Source organism: Enterococcus sp. AMC2644 (genome assembly GCF_058216475.1).
On sequence record NZ_CM177095.1, the window covers coordinates 3,034,529 to 3,049,847 of the forward strand.

Sequence of the window (15,319 nt, forward strand, 5' to 3'; positions counted from 1 at the left end):
AAAACGTTAAAGAACTCAACTATTCGCGAATAGTTGAGTTCTTTGCCATTTATAAGCTCCATTCAGAAGCAGAATGCATTGTTTGAAACATTCGGTAATACTTTCCTTGTTGTTTTAACAAATCGTCATGTGAGCCAGATTCAACAATGTGACCATCTTCTAATAAAATTATTTTTGAAGCATTACGAATAGTGTTTAAACGATGCGCAATAACCATAACCGTTTTTTTCGCAACTAATTGGTGAATTGATTGCTGGATAATCGCTTCATTATCTACATCTAAAGATGCAGTCGCTTCATCTAATAAAATAATTGGAGCATCTTTTAAAAAAGCGCGTGCTATCGATATCCGCTGTTTTTCCCCACCTGAAAGCCCCGCCCCACCTTCATGTAAAACAGTCTCATAGCCATCAGGCATTGCAAGAATAAACTCATGACAGTTCGCCATTTGGGCTGCTTTGATAACTTCATCTTTCGTTGCCTTAGGATTACCAATCCGAATGTTTTCAAAAATAGTATCTTGCAATAAATAAACATCTTGAAATACCATACTAATTTTACTTAATAACGCATCGGGATAAATTGACTTGATATTCTGATTACCTATCAAAATAGCTCCATACGTTGGATCCCAAAAACGAGCAAGTAGATTCAAAACAGTTGATTTTCCTGAGCCAGAAGCGCCAATTAAAGCGACCATCTCTCCTTGCTTCACCTCAAAATTCAAATCTTCAAGCACAGATTTATCCGAAAGATAACCAAAAGCGACATCTTGAAAGCGAATAGTATAATCAATTGGTTCAAAAATAGTTGTCTCATAGGAAATTTCTGGCAGATCAAGGATATTCAATAGCTTTTGTACAGCTGTTTGATAATAAGCAGATTCTAAGGATAATAATGCCCAACTAATGGCAACGTTCATAAATGAGATAGAAGCTACTAAATAAATCAATAACCCATTCATTGATAGTTGGTCATCAAAAAACTGTTGCGTCGCTAAATATACAGCTAAAGGGAAAGAGAGCATCAAAATAACTTGAACAGGTAATATATATGGAATTGCTGATAATTCTACTTTGATTGATTCTCTCTTTACTTCTGATAGACTGCGATTCAAACGTTTAAATTGGCTACCCATCATATTATAAGACTTAAACACACTAATCCCATTGACATATTCAATAATATTAGACAGCATACCAGAACGTACTTTTTTAGAATTAATCGTCACCTTTTTCAGCTGTTTTCGACCTAATTTCAAAATAAAATAAGTTAGCATAACCGATACTAATTGAATCCAGCCTACTACCGGATTAATAAAAATCAAACAAATAGCTAGATAGAGCGTTAAAATGAAATATTTAATAAAATCAGAAACCATATGTGTAATCAATGCCTCAAAATCATTTAAGTCATTGGTAACAGTATTTGTTAATTCACCAATATTATTTTTATTGAAAAATCCCATGTTCAACTTACGAATATAATCACCCATTTTAATCCTTAAATGTGCTACAATTCGCGCACCATCAGCTTGAGCTGCATAATACCCTTTATTCAAAATGAAAAAACGCACAATCATCATAACAAAAATAACTATAGTATAGATACTAATCTTAATAGTGGTTAACGAGTCATTTACCAAATCCAACAAAACTAGAAAAAGCATACTATAAATAACTGCATGAAACAAAGCATCAGCTACTAACAACTTTACAGCTTTTAGAAATAATTGGTAATCTTCCTGACCTACTAGTTGTTTGATTTCCTTTAACATACGCCTTTTCCTCCTTTTTGCCACAAATGTTGGTAGAGTCCTTCTTGAGCAAGTAACTCTAGATGTGTTCCTTGCTCCACAAGTTGTCCTTCGTCTAATACTAAAATCTGATCTACATTTTGGATTGTATACAGACGATGAGCAATGATTACCCCGGTTCGATTCAACAAGAGATTTCGCAAAGCTAATTGTATATTTTTTTCGTTTTCAATATCAGAATATGCTGTAACCTCATCTAATATCACAATTTGAGCATCTTTTAGAAGCGCTCTTGCTATCGCAATTCGTTGTTTCTCCCCTCCAGATAACTTAATACCAGACTTTTCTCCAATAACTGTCTCATAACCATTTGGTAAGGTTAAAATAAAATCATGAATTTGTGCTTTTTGACAAGCAATAAACACTTCATCTTCTGTTTTATCCATTCCTAAACGAATATTATTTATAATGGTATCATTTAACATAAAAACGTCTTGAAAAACAAAGGCAGTCTGATCCATTAATGAGTCTAATAAAAGTGAATTTATTTCTTGTCCATCAATCATAATATGCCCTTGCGAAATATCCCAAAAACGTCCAATTAACATGCCTACTGTCGTTTTTCCTGATCCAGAAGGTCCAACTAAAGCAGTTACCGTATTGGGCTTTAATGTAAAAGAGAGGTTTTCTAAAACATTTTTGTCATCATATGCAAAAGTTACATTTTGGAAAGCAACTTCTCCTTGAATATCTACTAAACGTTCAGTTCCACTCACTAAAACAGGAACTTCCATGATTTCTCTAATGTTATCGGCCCCAGTCAATAGTCGTGCTAAATTCCCACCCATCGACAAAATCTTCAAAAAAGCAGTCAAAAAGACGGTAGAAAGCAATAAAAACATTACAAAACCAGCAAAATCCAGCTTTCCTGATAAATAAAGCAACCCTCCAATTGGTATAGTCACCAATAGCCCAGATGTATCAATAATTGTTAATCCAATTGTATAGCTTTTAATTGTATCATCACAAATTTTAGTCCAATATTTTAAGTACTCATCCACAGTTTGTGTATATTTCTTAAAGTTAGTAGCACTTAAATTAAAGGCTTTAAAGACACGCATTCCATGGATATATTCTACAATCGTTCCATGCATAACCTTTAGCACTTGATTGTAATTCGTCATTGTTTCCTCGTATCCTTTAAAAATCCAAGCTTGTAACAACAAGGACACCATAAAAGGAATAACTAAAATAAGAGCTAACCAAAAGTTAATTTGCATCAAATAAATAATAACGACTAAGGGTGTAATAATTGATTCTGCTAAATCGGGAATTTGATGAGCAATAAATAATTCTAGCTTTTCAATATCCTCATCCAATGCTTTTTTTATTTGACCTGATGAACGCTCTTGAAAAAATCCCAAGCCTAATTTCCCCATGTGCTCAATAGCGTTTTCTCGAATTTTAAATAAAATAGAAAAGGCAGCAATATGCGAAAAAGCTAATCCTAATGCTAAAAATAAAATATTAATCCCTACTGTACCTAAACAAATTAGAATATACACCTGAATTTTTTCTCTATTTGGATTGGCAGACAATAACTCAACAATAATAACTTGCAATAAAATATAAGGGAAAATCTTACATAAACCAGAAACGACACTAAAAAAAACAGATAAATACATTTTATACTTATGATATCCCGCCTCTTTCAAAATAAACGCAATATTTGATTTCCTCTTTAATTCCACTCTTCTTCCTCCTATCTATAGTGAAAAACGTAACAAAACACTTCAAAAAAAACATCAAAAGACATGTGCTATTAGCTAGAAATATAATTGAGAATGATTCTCATTACCAATTATATGTACTTAAGAAAAAAAATGCAACCTCATTTTTAGTTAGTCTACTGAAAAAAATATAAGAGTTGACAACCCATTGACTTGGAAGCTATTATAGATATATAAAGTCTTTAATAAAAATGAGGGAATGTTTATGAAATATTCAAAAGCAACAGACTACGCACTTCATACAATGGTTTTATTAGCCGAAAAATATCAAGAACCACCTATCAGCGTCGTAGAATTAGCCGAATACCAAAACATCTCACCGACTTATCTTTCAAAAATATTAACTAAATTATCTAAAGAAGGTTTAGTTAAAGCAATTTCGGGTGCAAACGGCGGTTATTCTATCAGAAATGATTGGGAATTGATTTCTTTTCTTGACATTATTCAAGCAATTGAAGGCAAACAATCTATTTTTGAATGCTACGTACACGATAATCCAAAATGTGTTGTCAAAAATATTATGTATCACGCAGAAGAATTAATGGAAGATTATCTAAAGAATCAATCTTTAGAACAAGCTGTTCAACAAAAGAAAACCGTTTTTGGATGAGAGAGACTAAAAATGTCTCCCTTTTCCTTATCTGAAAATTAAAGATATAAACAATCTTTAATATCTTTTTGAATATTTTTAAAAAATGAAACGAGGTGTGACTGATGTTCTTATATTTGATTGGTATCCTTTTTTTAGGTTTCTTCGTAGGTTTAGTTGCTGGGATGTTTGGTTTAGGAGGCGGTGGCATTATTGTGCCCGCTTTATTAATTTTACTTCCTATGATTCAAGTCCCACAAACCCATGTGATGTTCATGGCAATGGGAACTGCTTTTGCTACAATGATTATCAGTACTAGTGCTTCAGCGTATACACATTATAAAAATCAGAATATCAATTTTAAACGAGTTCGTTTATTCTTACCGGTTCTATTAGTAACTACGTTGCTAGTTAGTCAATTTGTAACATCAATTAATCCTAATTTCTTGAAGTTAGCTTTTTCAACTTTTTTAATCTATCTTGGTGGTAAAATGCTCTTGCAAGTAGATAAAAAAACTGTTAAAAAACAACAAATTAATAATTTAAAAGATATTCTCTATGCTCTTTCCATTGGAACAATCGCTACTTTAGGGAGTATCTCAGGATCTGGTCTAATCATCACATATTTAAATAAAACTGGACTTTCTTTAAAAAAAGCCATTGGCACAGCTTCTTTTTGCGGGGTCTTTCTAACGACATTTGCCTCATTAGGTTTTATTTTTAGCGGACTTTCTCAAACAGATTTGCCTCCCTATTCTTTAGGCTACATTCATTTGCCAACAGTTCTTATCTTAGCTGTATTATCCATTCCTATGGCAAAAGTTGGTGTTCAATTGATGCTTAAATTACCTGATCGTAAAGTAAAAATGCTCTTTGCAATCTTTTTAATCAGTTTAAGTGCATACATGTTATTTACTACCCTATTTAATTAAAGTTAAGAGATGAAGAATTTTTTTAATGTGATACGATTGGATTATTATTGGTGGTTGCCCTACTGGTTTAAACACTGCCTTAATTTTAAAATTGTTAGCAAAATTGCCTTTGCGAATTTTGGCTCCTTCAATTAAAATAGAGCTATGTTTTTTTATCTCATAATGGAAGGAGCGTGACTAATGAAAAAAATAATTGGTTTCCTTTCTGTTTTTCTCATATTAATTGCCTGTAATTTTTATGTATTAATTAATAAAAATAAAGCAATCCCTGAACAAATTATCTATGCAAAAGAACAAGAAAAAGTTGCGAGAACAATTGCTTCAACAGAATCATCTGAGAAACTAGTGCTTGAAACAGTGACTAAAAAACAAGCAGAAAAAATCGACTGGCGAGCGCCATCGGAAGATAAGCCCTACCCTGCGTTAAAAAGCAGTGATACTTTATTAGTTGATACTAAAAAACAACGGGTCTTTATCCAGCGAGATGGTCAAACAATATACACGATGTATTGTTCAACTGGTGCTGAAGAAACACCCACACCTAGAGGAAAATTTGTGATTGAACCCGAAAAAGGGGAAACTTTTTTTAATGCCGATTCTGGCGAAGGAGCAAATTATTTCGTTTCTTTTAAAGATCATGGTGTTTATTTATTTCATAGTGTTCCCATTGATAAATCTGGAGAATATATTTCTAAAGAAGCTGAGGAGTTAGGCCATAAAGCTAATTCACATGGATGTGTACGTTTATCAGTGCCTGATGCCCAATGGTTCTACGAAAATTCAATCGTTGGAATGAAAGTCACCATCCTATAAATAGCTATTGCGTAAGTTTCTTTTGGCAGCAAAATATCCTAAAGCTATCGAAATCTCGGCAGCTCTAGGATATTTTTTTGCTTATAAATCATCACCGCTCTCTGTTATAAGAAAACGCCAATCATTTGTGTTGCTAAAACAATAGTAATCAAGGCAATTGGATACGTTGAAGCATAGGGTACAGCTACTTCGTCTGTCCCAGAAGAAGAGATTAAAACGCCTAGAGCAGGTGTACTTGTTAAGCCACCACAAACAGCTCCTAGCGCCAACAGCAAATCTAGTTTAAAGACTTTTCGTGCTATAATATAACCCACGATAATTGGCACTAATGTCATAATGGCGCCCAATAAGAATAAAACAATCCCATATTTTTGTATCGTTTCTACAAAACCTACACCAGCGCTCGTTCCTGCTCCCATTAAAAAGAGCATTAAACCAAATTCACGCATAACATTCAACGTATTTTGAGGAACAGTAATCGATACACGTCCTACAAAACGAAAGTGTCCTAAAATTAGACCAGCTAACAATGGACCTCCCGAGATACCTAGCGAAAAGGTTGCTCCTCCAGGTAACGGGATAGAAACCGCTCCAATTACTAAACCTAACAAAATAGCTAAAGAAAACGAAAAAAAGCCAACTTGATCTATTTGAATAAACTTTCGATTTTCCTTTTTTATTTCCTTAGGAGCTTTCAAATTTTTTGCCAATTTTTCTCGTTCGACCTGCATATCTGTTTTTAAAATTTTAGGAATCATTTGAATCGCAATCACTTTTCCAATGACTGCAAATGGGTAAGCAATACCATAACCAATCGATGCTAAATGATCCCCTGTTGCTTCTAAGGCAGCCGCTAATCCGGGTGTACTAGTAATCGCTCCAGTATAAAGTCCTAAAGCCAATGCGGTAGGTAAATTAAACAGTTGTAGAAATAATAAACAACTTAATACTCCTGCAAAAACAGTCAATAAGCCTAATAAAATATACACCCAAGCTTTTTGCTTAAAGTTTCTAAAAAATACTGGTCCTGCTGTATAACCCACAGACGTTACAAAAAAAATCAAACCAATATTACGAATAATTTCTGAAATCTCGTGACCAAAATGACCGAAAATCAAAGCAATTAATAAAATACCCGAACTACCTAAACGAATTCCCCAAAAACTAATACTTCCAAATGCATAACCTAACACTAAAATACTGAAAATCGTAAATAACTCTTCCATTGTCACTCTCCCATTACCAATTGAGTCCTATAACTGGCTCAATTATTAACTACTAAAACAACAAGAACCTTCTCATCTAGCAAAAGACAGGAAGATTCAATTTTTTATTTACCATAATTTAGTTTAACCGAAATGAAAAATGAGTCAATCATTTATTGTAAAACTTTTAAAACAAGCGCTTCAAAATATTTTACTGCTGGAAATAACGCAGCATCGTCCACTTGAAATTTCGGATGATGCAATTCATAAGGTCCCCCTGATCCAATCATAACAAAAGATCCAGGAATTTTTTCTTGATAGTATGCAAAATCTTCGCCAATTGCTGATTCTTTAACGATGCGAGTGTTATATCCCACGGCTTGAGCAACTTCTAAAGAAACATTTGTCCAGTTTTCATCGTTGACTACAGAAGAACAACCTGCATGCCAAATCAATTCAATCTCAATTTCATTAGCTAAAGCAATTCCTTCTAAAATTTTACGAATACGTTGTTCAATTTTTTTTCGGTTTTCTGCGCTAAAATTACGAACAGTTCCTTCTAAGTACGCACTATCAGGAATTACATTCCAAGTTTCACCACTGTGCACCTGTGTAATACTTAAAACAGCATGTGAGTCTGGTGCTAGATTACGACTGATAATTGGTTGAAACGCTTGAATAATCTGTGATAAAACAATTAAAGGATCTACCCCTTCATGTGGTTTCGCTCCGTGTGCACCTTCTGCTTTCACTAGAATTTCAAAGCGATCAACGGCTGCTGTCAATTCACCAACCTTAGTTCCTAATGTCCCTACAGGTAATGAAGGATCGTTATGAAAACCAAAAATGGCTTCCACATCGTCAAGTACTCCGGTTTCTAACACTTTAGCAGCACCTTGAGCGACTTCTTCTGCCGCTTGAAAAATCACTTTGATAGTTCCTTTTAATTGTTCTTTTTGCTGATTCAACAAAATTGTCGCTCCTAAAATAACTGATGTGTGGAAATCATGCCCGCACGCATGCATAACCCCATTATTTTCAGAAACAAAGGTAACATCTGATTGCTCAACAATTGGTAATGCGTCAATGTCTGCTCTTATAGCAACCGTTGGGCCAGTTTCCGCTCCAGTTATTTGTGCAATCACGCCTGTTTCTAAAGATGTATCAATAATTGACACGCCATGAGATAACAATAATTGATGGATATTTTCTGTTGTTTGATACTCTTGATGAGATAATTCAGGGTAACGATGCATATTGCGTCGATATTCAATTAAAAAAGTTTCTAGTTCTTGTAAATCTACCACGTTATCGCTCCTTATTTAATTAATACTATTTAAAAACTGATTCATTCGTACGTTATTAGTTGAGGAAAGTACTTCTTCTGCTGTTCCTTCATGCAAAATTTCACCATCTTCCATAAAAACTACTCGATTAGCAACTTCTTTTGCAAATTGCATTTCATGGGTAACAATTACCATAGTAGTTTCTTGTTTAGCCAGTTCGCGAATCACTTGTAGCACTTCTCCAACTAATTCCGGATCTAAAGCGGAGGTTGGTTCATCAAATAATAATGCATGTGGTTCAACAGCTAGCGCACGAGCAATACTCACTCGTTGCTGTTGTCCGCCTGACAATGTGACAGGATATTGCTTGGCCTGTGCGGATAGCCCAACTCTATTTAACAATGCTAATCCGTACGTTTCTGCCTCTTTTTTAGACATTTTTTTATTAGCGATTAAAGATTCTGTAACATTTTCTAACGCTGTTTTATTACGAAATAAATTATAATTCTGAAAAACCATCGCCGTTTGTTGACGTAGTTGATAGGCTTCCTTTTTGGTATACTTCTTCGTATCTAAAGTTACGTCGCCAATTGTAATAGTACCAAAATCCGGCTCTTCTAGTAAATTCAAACACCTTAATAGTGTTGATTTACCTGACCCTGATGGACCGATAATTGCAACAACTTCTCCTTTTTGAATATCAAGAGCGATATTTTTTAAAACTTTTTTTGAACCAAAGCTTTTTTCTAATGTTTCTACTTTAATCATTCGTATTACCTCCTGTATGGCACATTTAATTTTGCTTCAATTAATTTTTGGATATAAGCATAAATTAAGATTAATAGCCAATAAACTAATCCGACGACTAGGTACGTTTCAAAAAAACGTAAAGTAGAAGCAGCAATCATTTTCCCTTCAGCAAATAATTCCGTAATCCCTAATGTAAAAGCTAACGAACTTTCTTTAATTAAAGAAATAAAGGTATTTCCTGTTGCTGGCAAAGCATTTATGGTGGCTTGAGGTAAAATAATGCGACGATAAATGGCCACTTTTTTCATCCCTACTGATAAACCGGCTTCTAATTGACCTTTATCAACTGATTCTAGACCTGCTCGGAAAATTTCAGCTAAATACGAGCTTTCTTTCAAGCTAAGGCCAATAATCGCCGCTTGACTAGCTTCTAAATTAGTCATTGAAGGAAACAATTGAGGTAACCCATAATAAATGATAAACAACTGAACCAATGTAGGCATTCCACGGAACAACGAAATATACAAAGCGGCTAATTGGGGTAATATTGGTAATTGGCTACGCTTAATTAAAGCAATGATTAACCCAATGATAATCGCAAAAAACATTGAGACAACCGATAGAAAAAGAGTCATTGGTACAAATTTCAAGATAGATGGGACTATCTCAAACATATACGCGATATCAAAATTCATAAAGTAGCTCCTTATTTATTGGTTTTTACAGTAATATCTTCATCGAAATATTTTTCTGATAATTTTTTCAACTCACCTAACCCTGTTAACGCATCAATTTCTTTTGAAAACTCATCAGCCAATTTTTCACCTGCTTCAGTTTTTGCGAATGGGAAACTAATGTCTTCGTAAGTAATTGGATCGCCTACAAATTTTAGAGGTAAATCACTTTTTTTGATTTCTGCTGCTAAAATCGGACGTGAATTTACATAGCCGTCCACACGATTATTAACAGCATCTTGTTGGGCACCATCACGTGTTTCGTACGTACGAATTTTAATTTCTTTATTCGTATCAAATTTTTCTAAATTTTTAACATTATTTGAACCTAAAACACCAGACACAGTCTTACCTTTTAAATCTTCAGGGGTATTAATATCTGTGTTTTCAGTACTAGTCACTAATTGTACACCATAAAAACTATACGGAACTGCAAAATTGTATTGTTCTGAACGTTCTTCAGTGATTGCTACTGCATTGGCCACTGTGTCAATACGACCAGCTTCTAATTGAGCCATTAAGCCACTAAAATCAGTTGTAACCCATTCAATTTTATAACCTAAATTTGCTGCAATTTTTTCAGCTAATTCTACATCAAAACCAACTAATTTGTCGCCTTCTTTATAGCCATTTGGAAAACTTTGTCCCGTTGAACCAACTTTGAGAACTTTTTCTGCTGTAGCTGAATCGCTTGAAGCAGACGAATTTGTTTTTTGATTCCCACATGCACTTAAAATTCCTAACCCTACTAATGCAACTACTGTAATTTTTAATTTTTTCATTGTGAAACACTCCTTTATAAATCTTTTCGATAATAGATTGTGACATGTTGTTTACCTGATAATTGTTTTCGATCAATTTCATTAAAGCCAAAACGTTGGTACATCCCATTTAACCAAGGATGCGATGCAGCAGTACCTAAAGTAACAAATGGTGTACGTAACTGTTTTTTTAATATTTCTTGTTCGACTTGTTGATAGAGCTGTTTTCCATATCCTTTCCCCACATAGTTAGGATGAGTTGTAAAATGACCAATATGTGGCACACCGTATGGACCAGGTGTTTCTCCCCAAGGCATCCTCAAAGATAGAACACTCGTCAGCTCCTCATCAATCCACCCGTACGTTGGATGTGCTTCTAGCCATTTTAAGCAATCTTCTTTACTATAATCGGCAGCTTCAAATGAAATTGGGAATTCTTTAATTTGCTGATATCCATTGTGCAGTACAGAATAATAACTATCTAAATCATCTTTCGTTAATAAGCGCAATCCCATTTTTTATTTCTCCAATAAACCTTTTTGTTTTAAATAATTAATGACTTCATCAACCTTTTCTGCAGCTAAACCAATATAATTTTCAGCGACTAGCCATCCTGAAATTTCTTCTTTGTTATAGGCAGCAATAATCTCTGGTTGTTCCAACAACACCTCCACAAATTTTCTTTGTTCCTCAAAGGCTTGCATTGAGCACTCGTAAACAAGATGATGTGCCGTTTGTTTCCCAAGCTTTTTACCTACTTCAAACATGACTTTTTCAGAAAGAAGTAACCCTTTCTGCCGTTCAAGGTTGGTTTGCATTCCTTGTTCATTGACGTGAAGATCATTTAAGATGGCCTGAAAGTTAGCTAATTGAGCAGCAATGTAAATATTGATTTCCGGCAACGCAATCCACTCTAGACGCCAACTCATCGCATCTCTCTCATGTTCCACATGCATAGATTCATGAATGAGCGCAACACTTTTTAACACTGCTGGTGTTAAACTAGCTAGACCTTCAAAAGCAGCTGGATTTCTTTTATGTGGCATCGTAGAAGAGCCAATTTTACCTTTAGAAAACCCTTCCTCTAGTTCATTAATTTCTGTGCGCATTAAGTTGTAGAACTCATTGCCAATTTTACCTAAAGTACCACTAATTAATGCAATGGTTGAAGCATACTCAGAGAAGCGGTCTCGAGCTGATTGCCAACTAATTACTGGAGCACCTAAACCTAAAATTTCTAAAGTACGCTGCTCAATTTCAGTTCCTTTGGGTCCAAAAGAAGCATAAGAACCTATCGCTCCATTGATATTCCCAACAAAAACGCGTGTTTCAATTTCTTTTAATCGCTCTTGATGTCGTCCAAATTCATCCAACCAAACAGCCAATTTATAACCAAATGTGGTGGGTAATGCTTGCATACCATGGGTGCGCCCTACCATTGTTGTATATTGGTATTTTTTAGCTAATTCCGCTAGTTTTTTTGTAATCGCTCGTGTTTCCCGTAAAATAATTTCATAGGATTCTTTCAGCTGCAACATCGCACCTGTATCAACGATATCTTGAGTAGTTGCCCCATAATGAACAAACTCCCCTGCTTGTCCTGCTTGATTTTGGATTGCATTAATTGTTGCCATAAATGAATGTTTAATTTTAGCAGCTTCGGCAGCAATTTCCGTAACGGAATATTTTTCTACAGACGTAACTGCACCTATTTTTTTAGCAGCCTCCATAGGAATAATTTCTAGTTCCCCTTCAGCTTGTGCTAAAGCTGCTTCGATTTTTAAATGTTGTTGTAAACGATTTTTATCATCCCATACCTTACGCATCTCTTCTGTTCCAAAGTTATTTCGCAACATGACTAAATCAATAACATGTGATCCCATGTATTTCGCCTCCATCTAATCTATCTCTTGTAAAAGAGCCATTAATTCGTTACCTTGCTTCGTTTCAAAATTCATAATCGTTTTTTCAATTAAACTTGCATCTACTCCAGTTATTTTTTGATGAAGCTTCTGTCGCTGTTCAGCTAACGTTAGTGGGTTATCAGGTGAACCTTTAGGTGTTATGATTTTTTTCGAAAGTTGTCGACCATCTTTTAAAACAACAATGACTTTCGTATATGGAACAGTCGGTTCATCAATATACCTTCGTTTAACTTTAAGCAACTCCTGTTGTACTGTTTCTGGCAATTTTTTTACAGAAAATTGTGCTAATGAATAATCTTGGCCAGTTAGTCCTAACCAAACAATATATTCAATTGAAAAACGTCCTTCTTCTCCCGTCAAAGGCCGGTGATTGATTAATGCTTGATCCTTTCCTTGAAAGAAAACAACTTCAACATTTTTAAGTTGTTCGGCAGTTAATTGGTACTCTTGACATAAAATTTGTGCTGCTTCGGCCCCCGCCATGGCTGCCGAACAAAAAGGATACTGCTTAAACCACAAACCTGGTGATACAATTTGCCAAATCTTCCCCCAATTTTCAAATAAAACGTCTGTTTTTATTTCTCCCGCATATACAGAGAAAAAACCTCTTTCGGCAAACAAAAAATCTTTTTTAGCTACTATACCGACGTTTGCTAAATGTATTGATTCTACTGCTTGCTTTGCTGCAAAACCGGCATGTAAAGGTTTGATGGGCGTACCAAATTGCATTTGTAGACCAGCAGCTTGACTACTGGCAATACTCATGGCAGTTAAGGTCTGTTCTACTGATAGTTTTTTTAAACGAGCTAACGCACCGGTTGCTGCCAGACCACCTAAAGTTCCTGTATTATGCCAGCCATGCAAGTAGTGCTGGGGATTGACAGCCAAACCTAAGCGAGCCATAATCTCAAGTCCTATGACGTAAGCTTCCAATAACTCTCTTCCTGTATAGTTCTCTAGTTCCGTTAATAGAGTAGAGAAAATGACAGCACTAGGATGACCTCTAACGTTCCCATGCGTATCATCTATATCTAACAAATGGGCTTGAAACCCATTATATAAGGCTGAAAAAGAAGCCGTTGTAGTAGTCATATCACCAATCAATAAATGATTTCCTTGCAATTGCTCATGGTACGCTTCTTTCAACTGAAATAGCTCAGGCGAATTCTTTGCCCATAATGAAGAAGCAATATAATCAAACAAAGCTTGTTTTGCTAATTCAATCGCTTCTGTAGAAGTTTCTATTGTTAAAAAATTATGCGCAAATTTTCGAGAATTCAAAGTTTCCCCTCCATTCGAATGAAAAAGTCCTTCCAGAAATCACTTTCTGGAAGGACGAAATAATCGCGGTACCACCTTCATTTATTCTTTGTTTAATCAAAGAATCACTTAGACATGTATAAAAACATGAATAGATGTGATAACGAACATCTTCCGTTGAATGCTTGTCTTTTAGACTCGCAAACAAAAGCTCCAAGACCATTTTCCATGATTTATCATTCCTCTTTTTCACCAACCAGAGTTCTCTATCTAATGATGCTTACATGTACTTATCTTATCTACGCAACTTCTATTTCTTAATTAGCAAAAGAATAGCTTTCCTTATTAGTAAAGTCAACGAACTAAGCGATAGAAATTTCTAATCACTTGCGGTTACTTTCAAAAAATAAGTTGGTTAAAATTAAAATAAACACGATAAAAACACATGATTTTCTAATTCAAAACTCATAGATAAAAACATTCACCTAGTCAGTATCATTTGACTCATTCCGTTTTATTACTAGAAAAAGCTGATGATTTTCTCACCAGCTTTTACATTTCTATATATCCTTTTCGAAATCCTCTAACATCTTCTGTAAATCCTATATTTTCATAAAATTGATGTGCTGCTTGTCGATGACCAGAAGAAACTAAAATGGCATACGCACAACTATTCATTTGTGCAAATTCATCTAATTTTTCCATTAGTTTACGACCGATTCCCTGTCCTCTTGTTTCTTCTTTGACAATAACATCTTCAATTACTAAAAAAGGAACAGTTACTGCCTGACAACAAATCCCTAATGCAGTCCCCAATAGTTCATCCTCTTCTTTAGCAACTACTAAAAAATAATTTTCATCCTTAATCAATTTTAACGTCGTTTGCTCTGCCTCTCCTTGTGATAATTTAAAAGGAATTAATTCTCGATATAACGTTAATAATTGTGGTACATCGATTAATTCTGCTTCTTTAATGACAACCATTTTCTCACCTCACATCGCCATTGTATCATACGTATCTTTTCTTTTTTCTAAGCTTTTTTATAAAATATTACTTTTGCGATAATAGTTACTCGTTTTATTTCAAAAAAACACCTATCAACTCCCTCAGCAGTGATAGGCTAGCTAGCTTTTATTCTGATAACTGCGATTTAATTACCATTAATTCACTATCTTCTAAGGCATATAGAAAATGTGGTTCTTTTGGCAACATTCGTACAATTGTTCCAGGATAAATTTCTTCTTTAAAATCATTACCTGAGAAAACAACTCTTCCTTTAACCGGAACTACTACCACTGTATAAGGTGAATCATGGGTTGGAATTTCTTTCCCTTTTTCTAACACTAAATTGGTGACCACTTGATTTTCCGATTCAAAAATATGACTAATTTTCCCAACACCTTCGTATTTAAACATAGTTACACCTCTCTTTTCTTTTGACTAGCTGTCGCAATATAACCAATTTTTTACTACTTTTTCTAAAGCCATTTCTTAAAATTTTAAAACTTCCAGAAAAT

At 34.6% G+C, this 15,319-nt stretch carries 15 protein-coding genes and 1 other annotated feature; of the genes, 3 read left to right on the forward strand and 12 right to left on the reverse strand.

Features of this window, described 5'->3' with window-relative positions:
- Positions 1–49: 49 nt before the first annotated feature.
- Both AC4BC5_RS14705 and AC4BC5_RS14710 read right to left on the reverse strand, forming a co-directional pair.
- Entirely contained in the window at positions 50–1,777 is a 1,728-nt protein-coding gene (locus AC4BC5_RS14705; protein WP_490496106.1) for an ABC transporter ATP-binding protein, read from the reverse strand.
- On the reverse strand, positions 1,771–3,507 hold the full coding sequence (locus AC4BC5_RS14710; protein WP_490496107.1) for an ABC transporter ATP-binding protein: 1,737 nt from the start codon (positions 3,505–3,507) through the stop codon (positions 1,771–1,773). Before AC4BC5_RS14710 ends, AC4BC5_RS14705 begins: the two co-directional genes overlap by 7 nt.
- Before the next feature lie 244 nt (positions 3,508–3,751).
- Here AC4BC5_RS14710 and AC4BC5_RS14715 point away from each other — a divergent pair, with 244 nt between their 5' ends.
- The 3 genes from AC4BC5_RS14715 to AC4BC5_RS14725 all read left to right on the forward strand — a co-directional run bounded on the left by AC4BC5_RS14715 (position 3,752) and on the right by AC4BC5_RS14725 (position 5,880).
- Positions 3,752–4,156 (forward strand): RrF2 family transcriptional regulator, encoded by a 405-nt coding sequence (locus AC4BC5_RS14715; RefSeq protein ID WP_490496108.1) that lies wholly within the window; start codon positions 3,752–3,754, stop codon positions 4,154–4,156.
- 104 nt (positions 4,157–4,260) lie between these two features.
- Positions 4,261–5,067, forward strand: a complete 807-nt coding sequence (locus AC4BC5_RS14720; protein ID WP_490496109.1) for a sulfite exporter TauE/SafE family protein — start codon at positions 4,261–4,263, stop codon at positions 5,065–5,067.
- Positions 5,068–5,247: 180 nt separating this feature from the next.
- Positions 5,248–5,880, forward strand: a complete 633-nt coding sequence (locus AC4BC5_RS14725) for a L,D-transpeptidase (RefSeq protein WP_490496110.1) — start codon at positions 5,248–5,250, stop codon at positions 5,878–5,880.
- 104 nt (positions 5,881–5,984) lie between these two features.
- Here AC4BC5_RS14725 and AC4BC5_RS14730 read toward each other — a convergent pair whose 3' ends face one another.
- From AC4BC5_RS14730 to AC4BC5_RS14775, 10 genes are all read right to left on the reverse strand, one after another.
- On the reverse strand, positions 5,985–7,106 hold the full coding sequence (locus tag AC4BC5_RS14730) for an aspartate-alanine antiporter-like transporter (RefSeq protein ID WP_490496111.1): 1,122 nt from the start codon (positions 7,104–7,106) through the stop codon (positions 5,985–5,987).
- A 152-nt stretch (positions 7,107–7,258) separates the two neighbouring features.
- Positions 7,259–8,392, reverse strand: a complete 1,134-nt coding sequence (locus AC4BC5_RS14735; protein WP_490496112.1) for an amidohydrolase — start codon at positions 8,390–8,392, stop codon at positions 7,259–7,261.
- 15 nt (positions 8,393–8,407) lie between these two features.
- The gene (locus AC4BC5_RS14740) at positions 8,408–9,139 is read right to left on the reverse strand and encodes an amino acid ABC transporter ATP-binding protein (protein WP_490496113.1); all 732 of its coding nucleotides are present in this window, start codon (positions 9,137–9,139) and stop codon (positions 8,408–8,410) included.
- Between the two features lie 5 nt (positions 9,140–9,144).
- Positions 9,145–9,816, reverse strand: coding sequence for an amino acid ABC transporter permease (locus AC4BC5_RS14745; RefSeq protein ID WP_490496114.1), 672 nt, complete (start codon positions 9,814–9,816; stop codon positions 9,145–9,147).
- 11 nt (positions 9,817–9,827) lie between these two features.
- On the reverse strand, positions 9,828–10,637 hold the full coding sequence (locus AC4BC5_RS14750; RefSeq protein ID WP_490496115.1) for an amino acid ABC transporter substrate-binding protein: 810 nt from the start codon (positions 10,635–10,637) through the stop codon (positions 9,828–9,830).
- A 14-nt stretch (positions 10,638–10,651) separates the two neighbouring features.
- Complete coding sequence (locus tag AC4BC5_RS14755; RefSeq protein WP_490496116.1) at positions 10,652–11,131, reverse strand: GNAT family N-acetyltransferase; 480 nt, start codon at positions 11,129–11,131, stop codon at positions 10,652–10,654.
- 3 nt (positions 11,132–11,134) lie between these two features.
- Positions 11,135–12,499, reverse strand: coding sequence for an adenylosuccinate lyase (gene purB, locus AC4BC5_RS14760; protein WP_490496117.1), 1,365 nt, complete (start codon positions 12,497–12,499; stop codon positions 11,135–11,137).
- A 15-nt stretch (positions 12,500–12,514) separates the two neighbouring features.
- The gene (locus AC4BC5_RS14765) at positions 12,515–13,822 is read right to left on the reverse strand and encodes an MmgE/PrpD family protein (RefSeq protein WP_490496118.1); all 1,308 of its coding nucleotides are present in this window, start codon (positions 13,820–13,822) and stop codon (positions 12,515–12,517) included.
- A 47-nt stretch (positions 13,823–13,869) separates the two neighbouring features.
- Positions 13,870–14,112 (reverse strand) — a binding site (T-box leader).
- A gap of 241 nt (positions 14,113–14,353) precedes the next feature.
- Positions 14,354–14,785, reverse strand: coding sequence for a GNAT family N-acetyltransferase (locus tag AC4BC5_RS14770; protein WP_490496119.1), 432 nt, complete (start codon positions 14,783–14,785; stop codon positions 14,354–14,356).
- A gap of 148 nt (positions 14,786–14,933) precedes the next feature.
- Entirely contained in the window at positions 14,934–15,218 is a 285-nt protein-coding gene (locus AC4BC5_RS14775; protein WP_490496120.1) for a cupin domain-containing protein, read from the reverse strand.
- Positions 15,219–15,319: the final 101 nt, after the last annotated feature.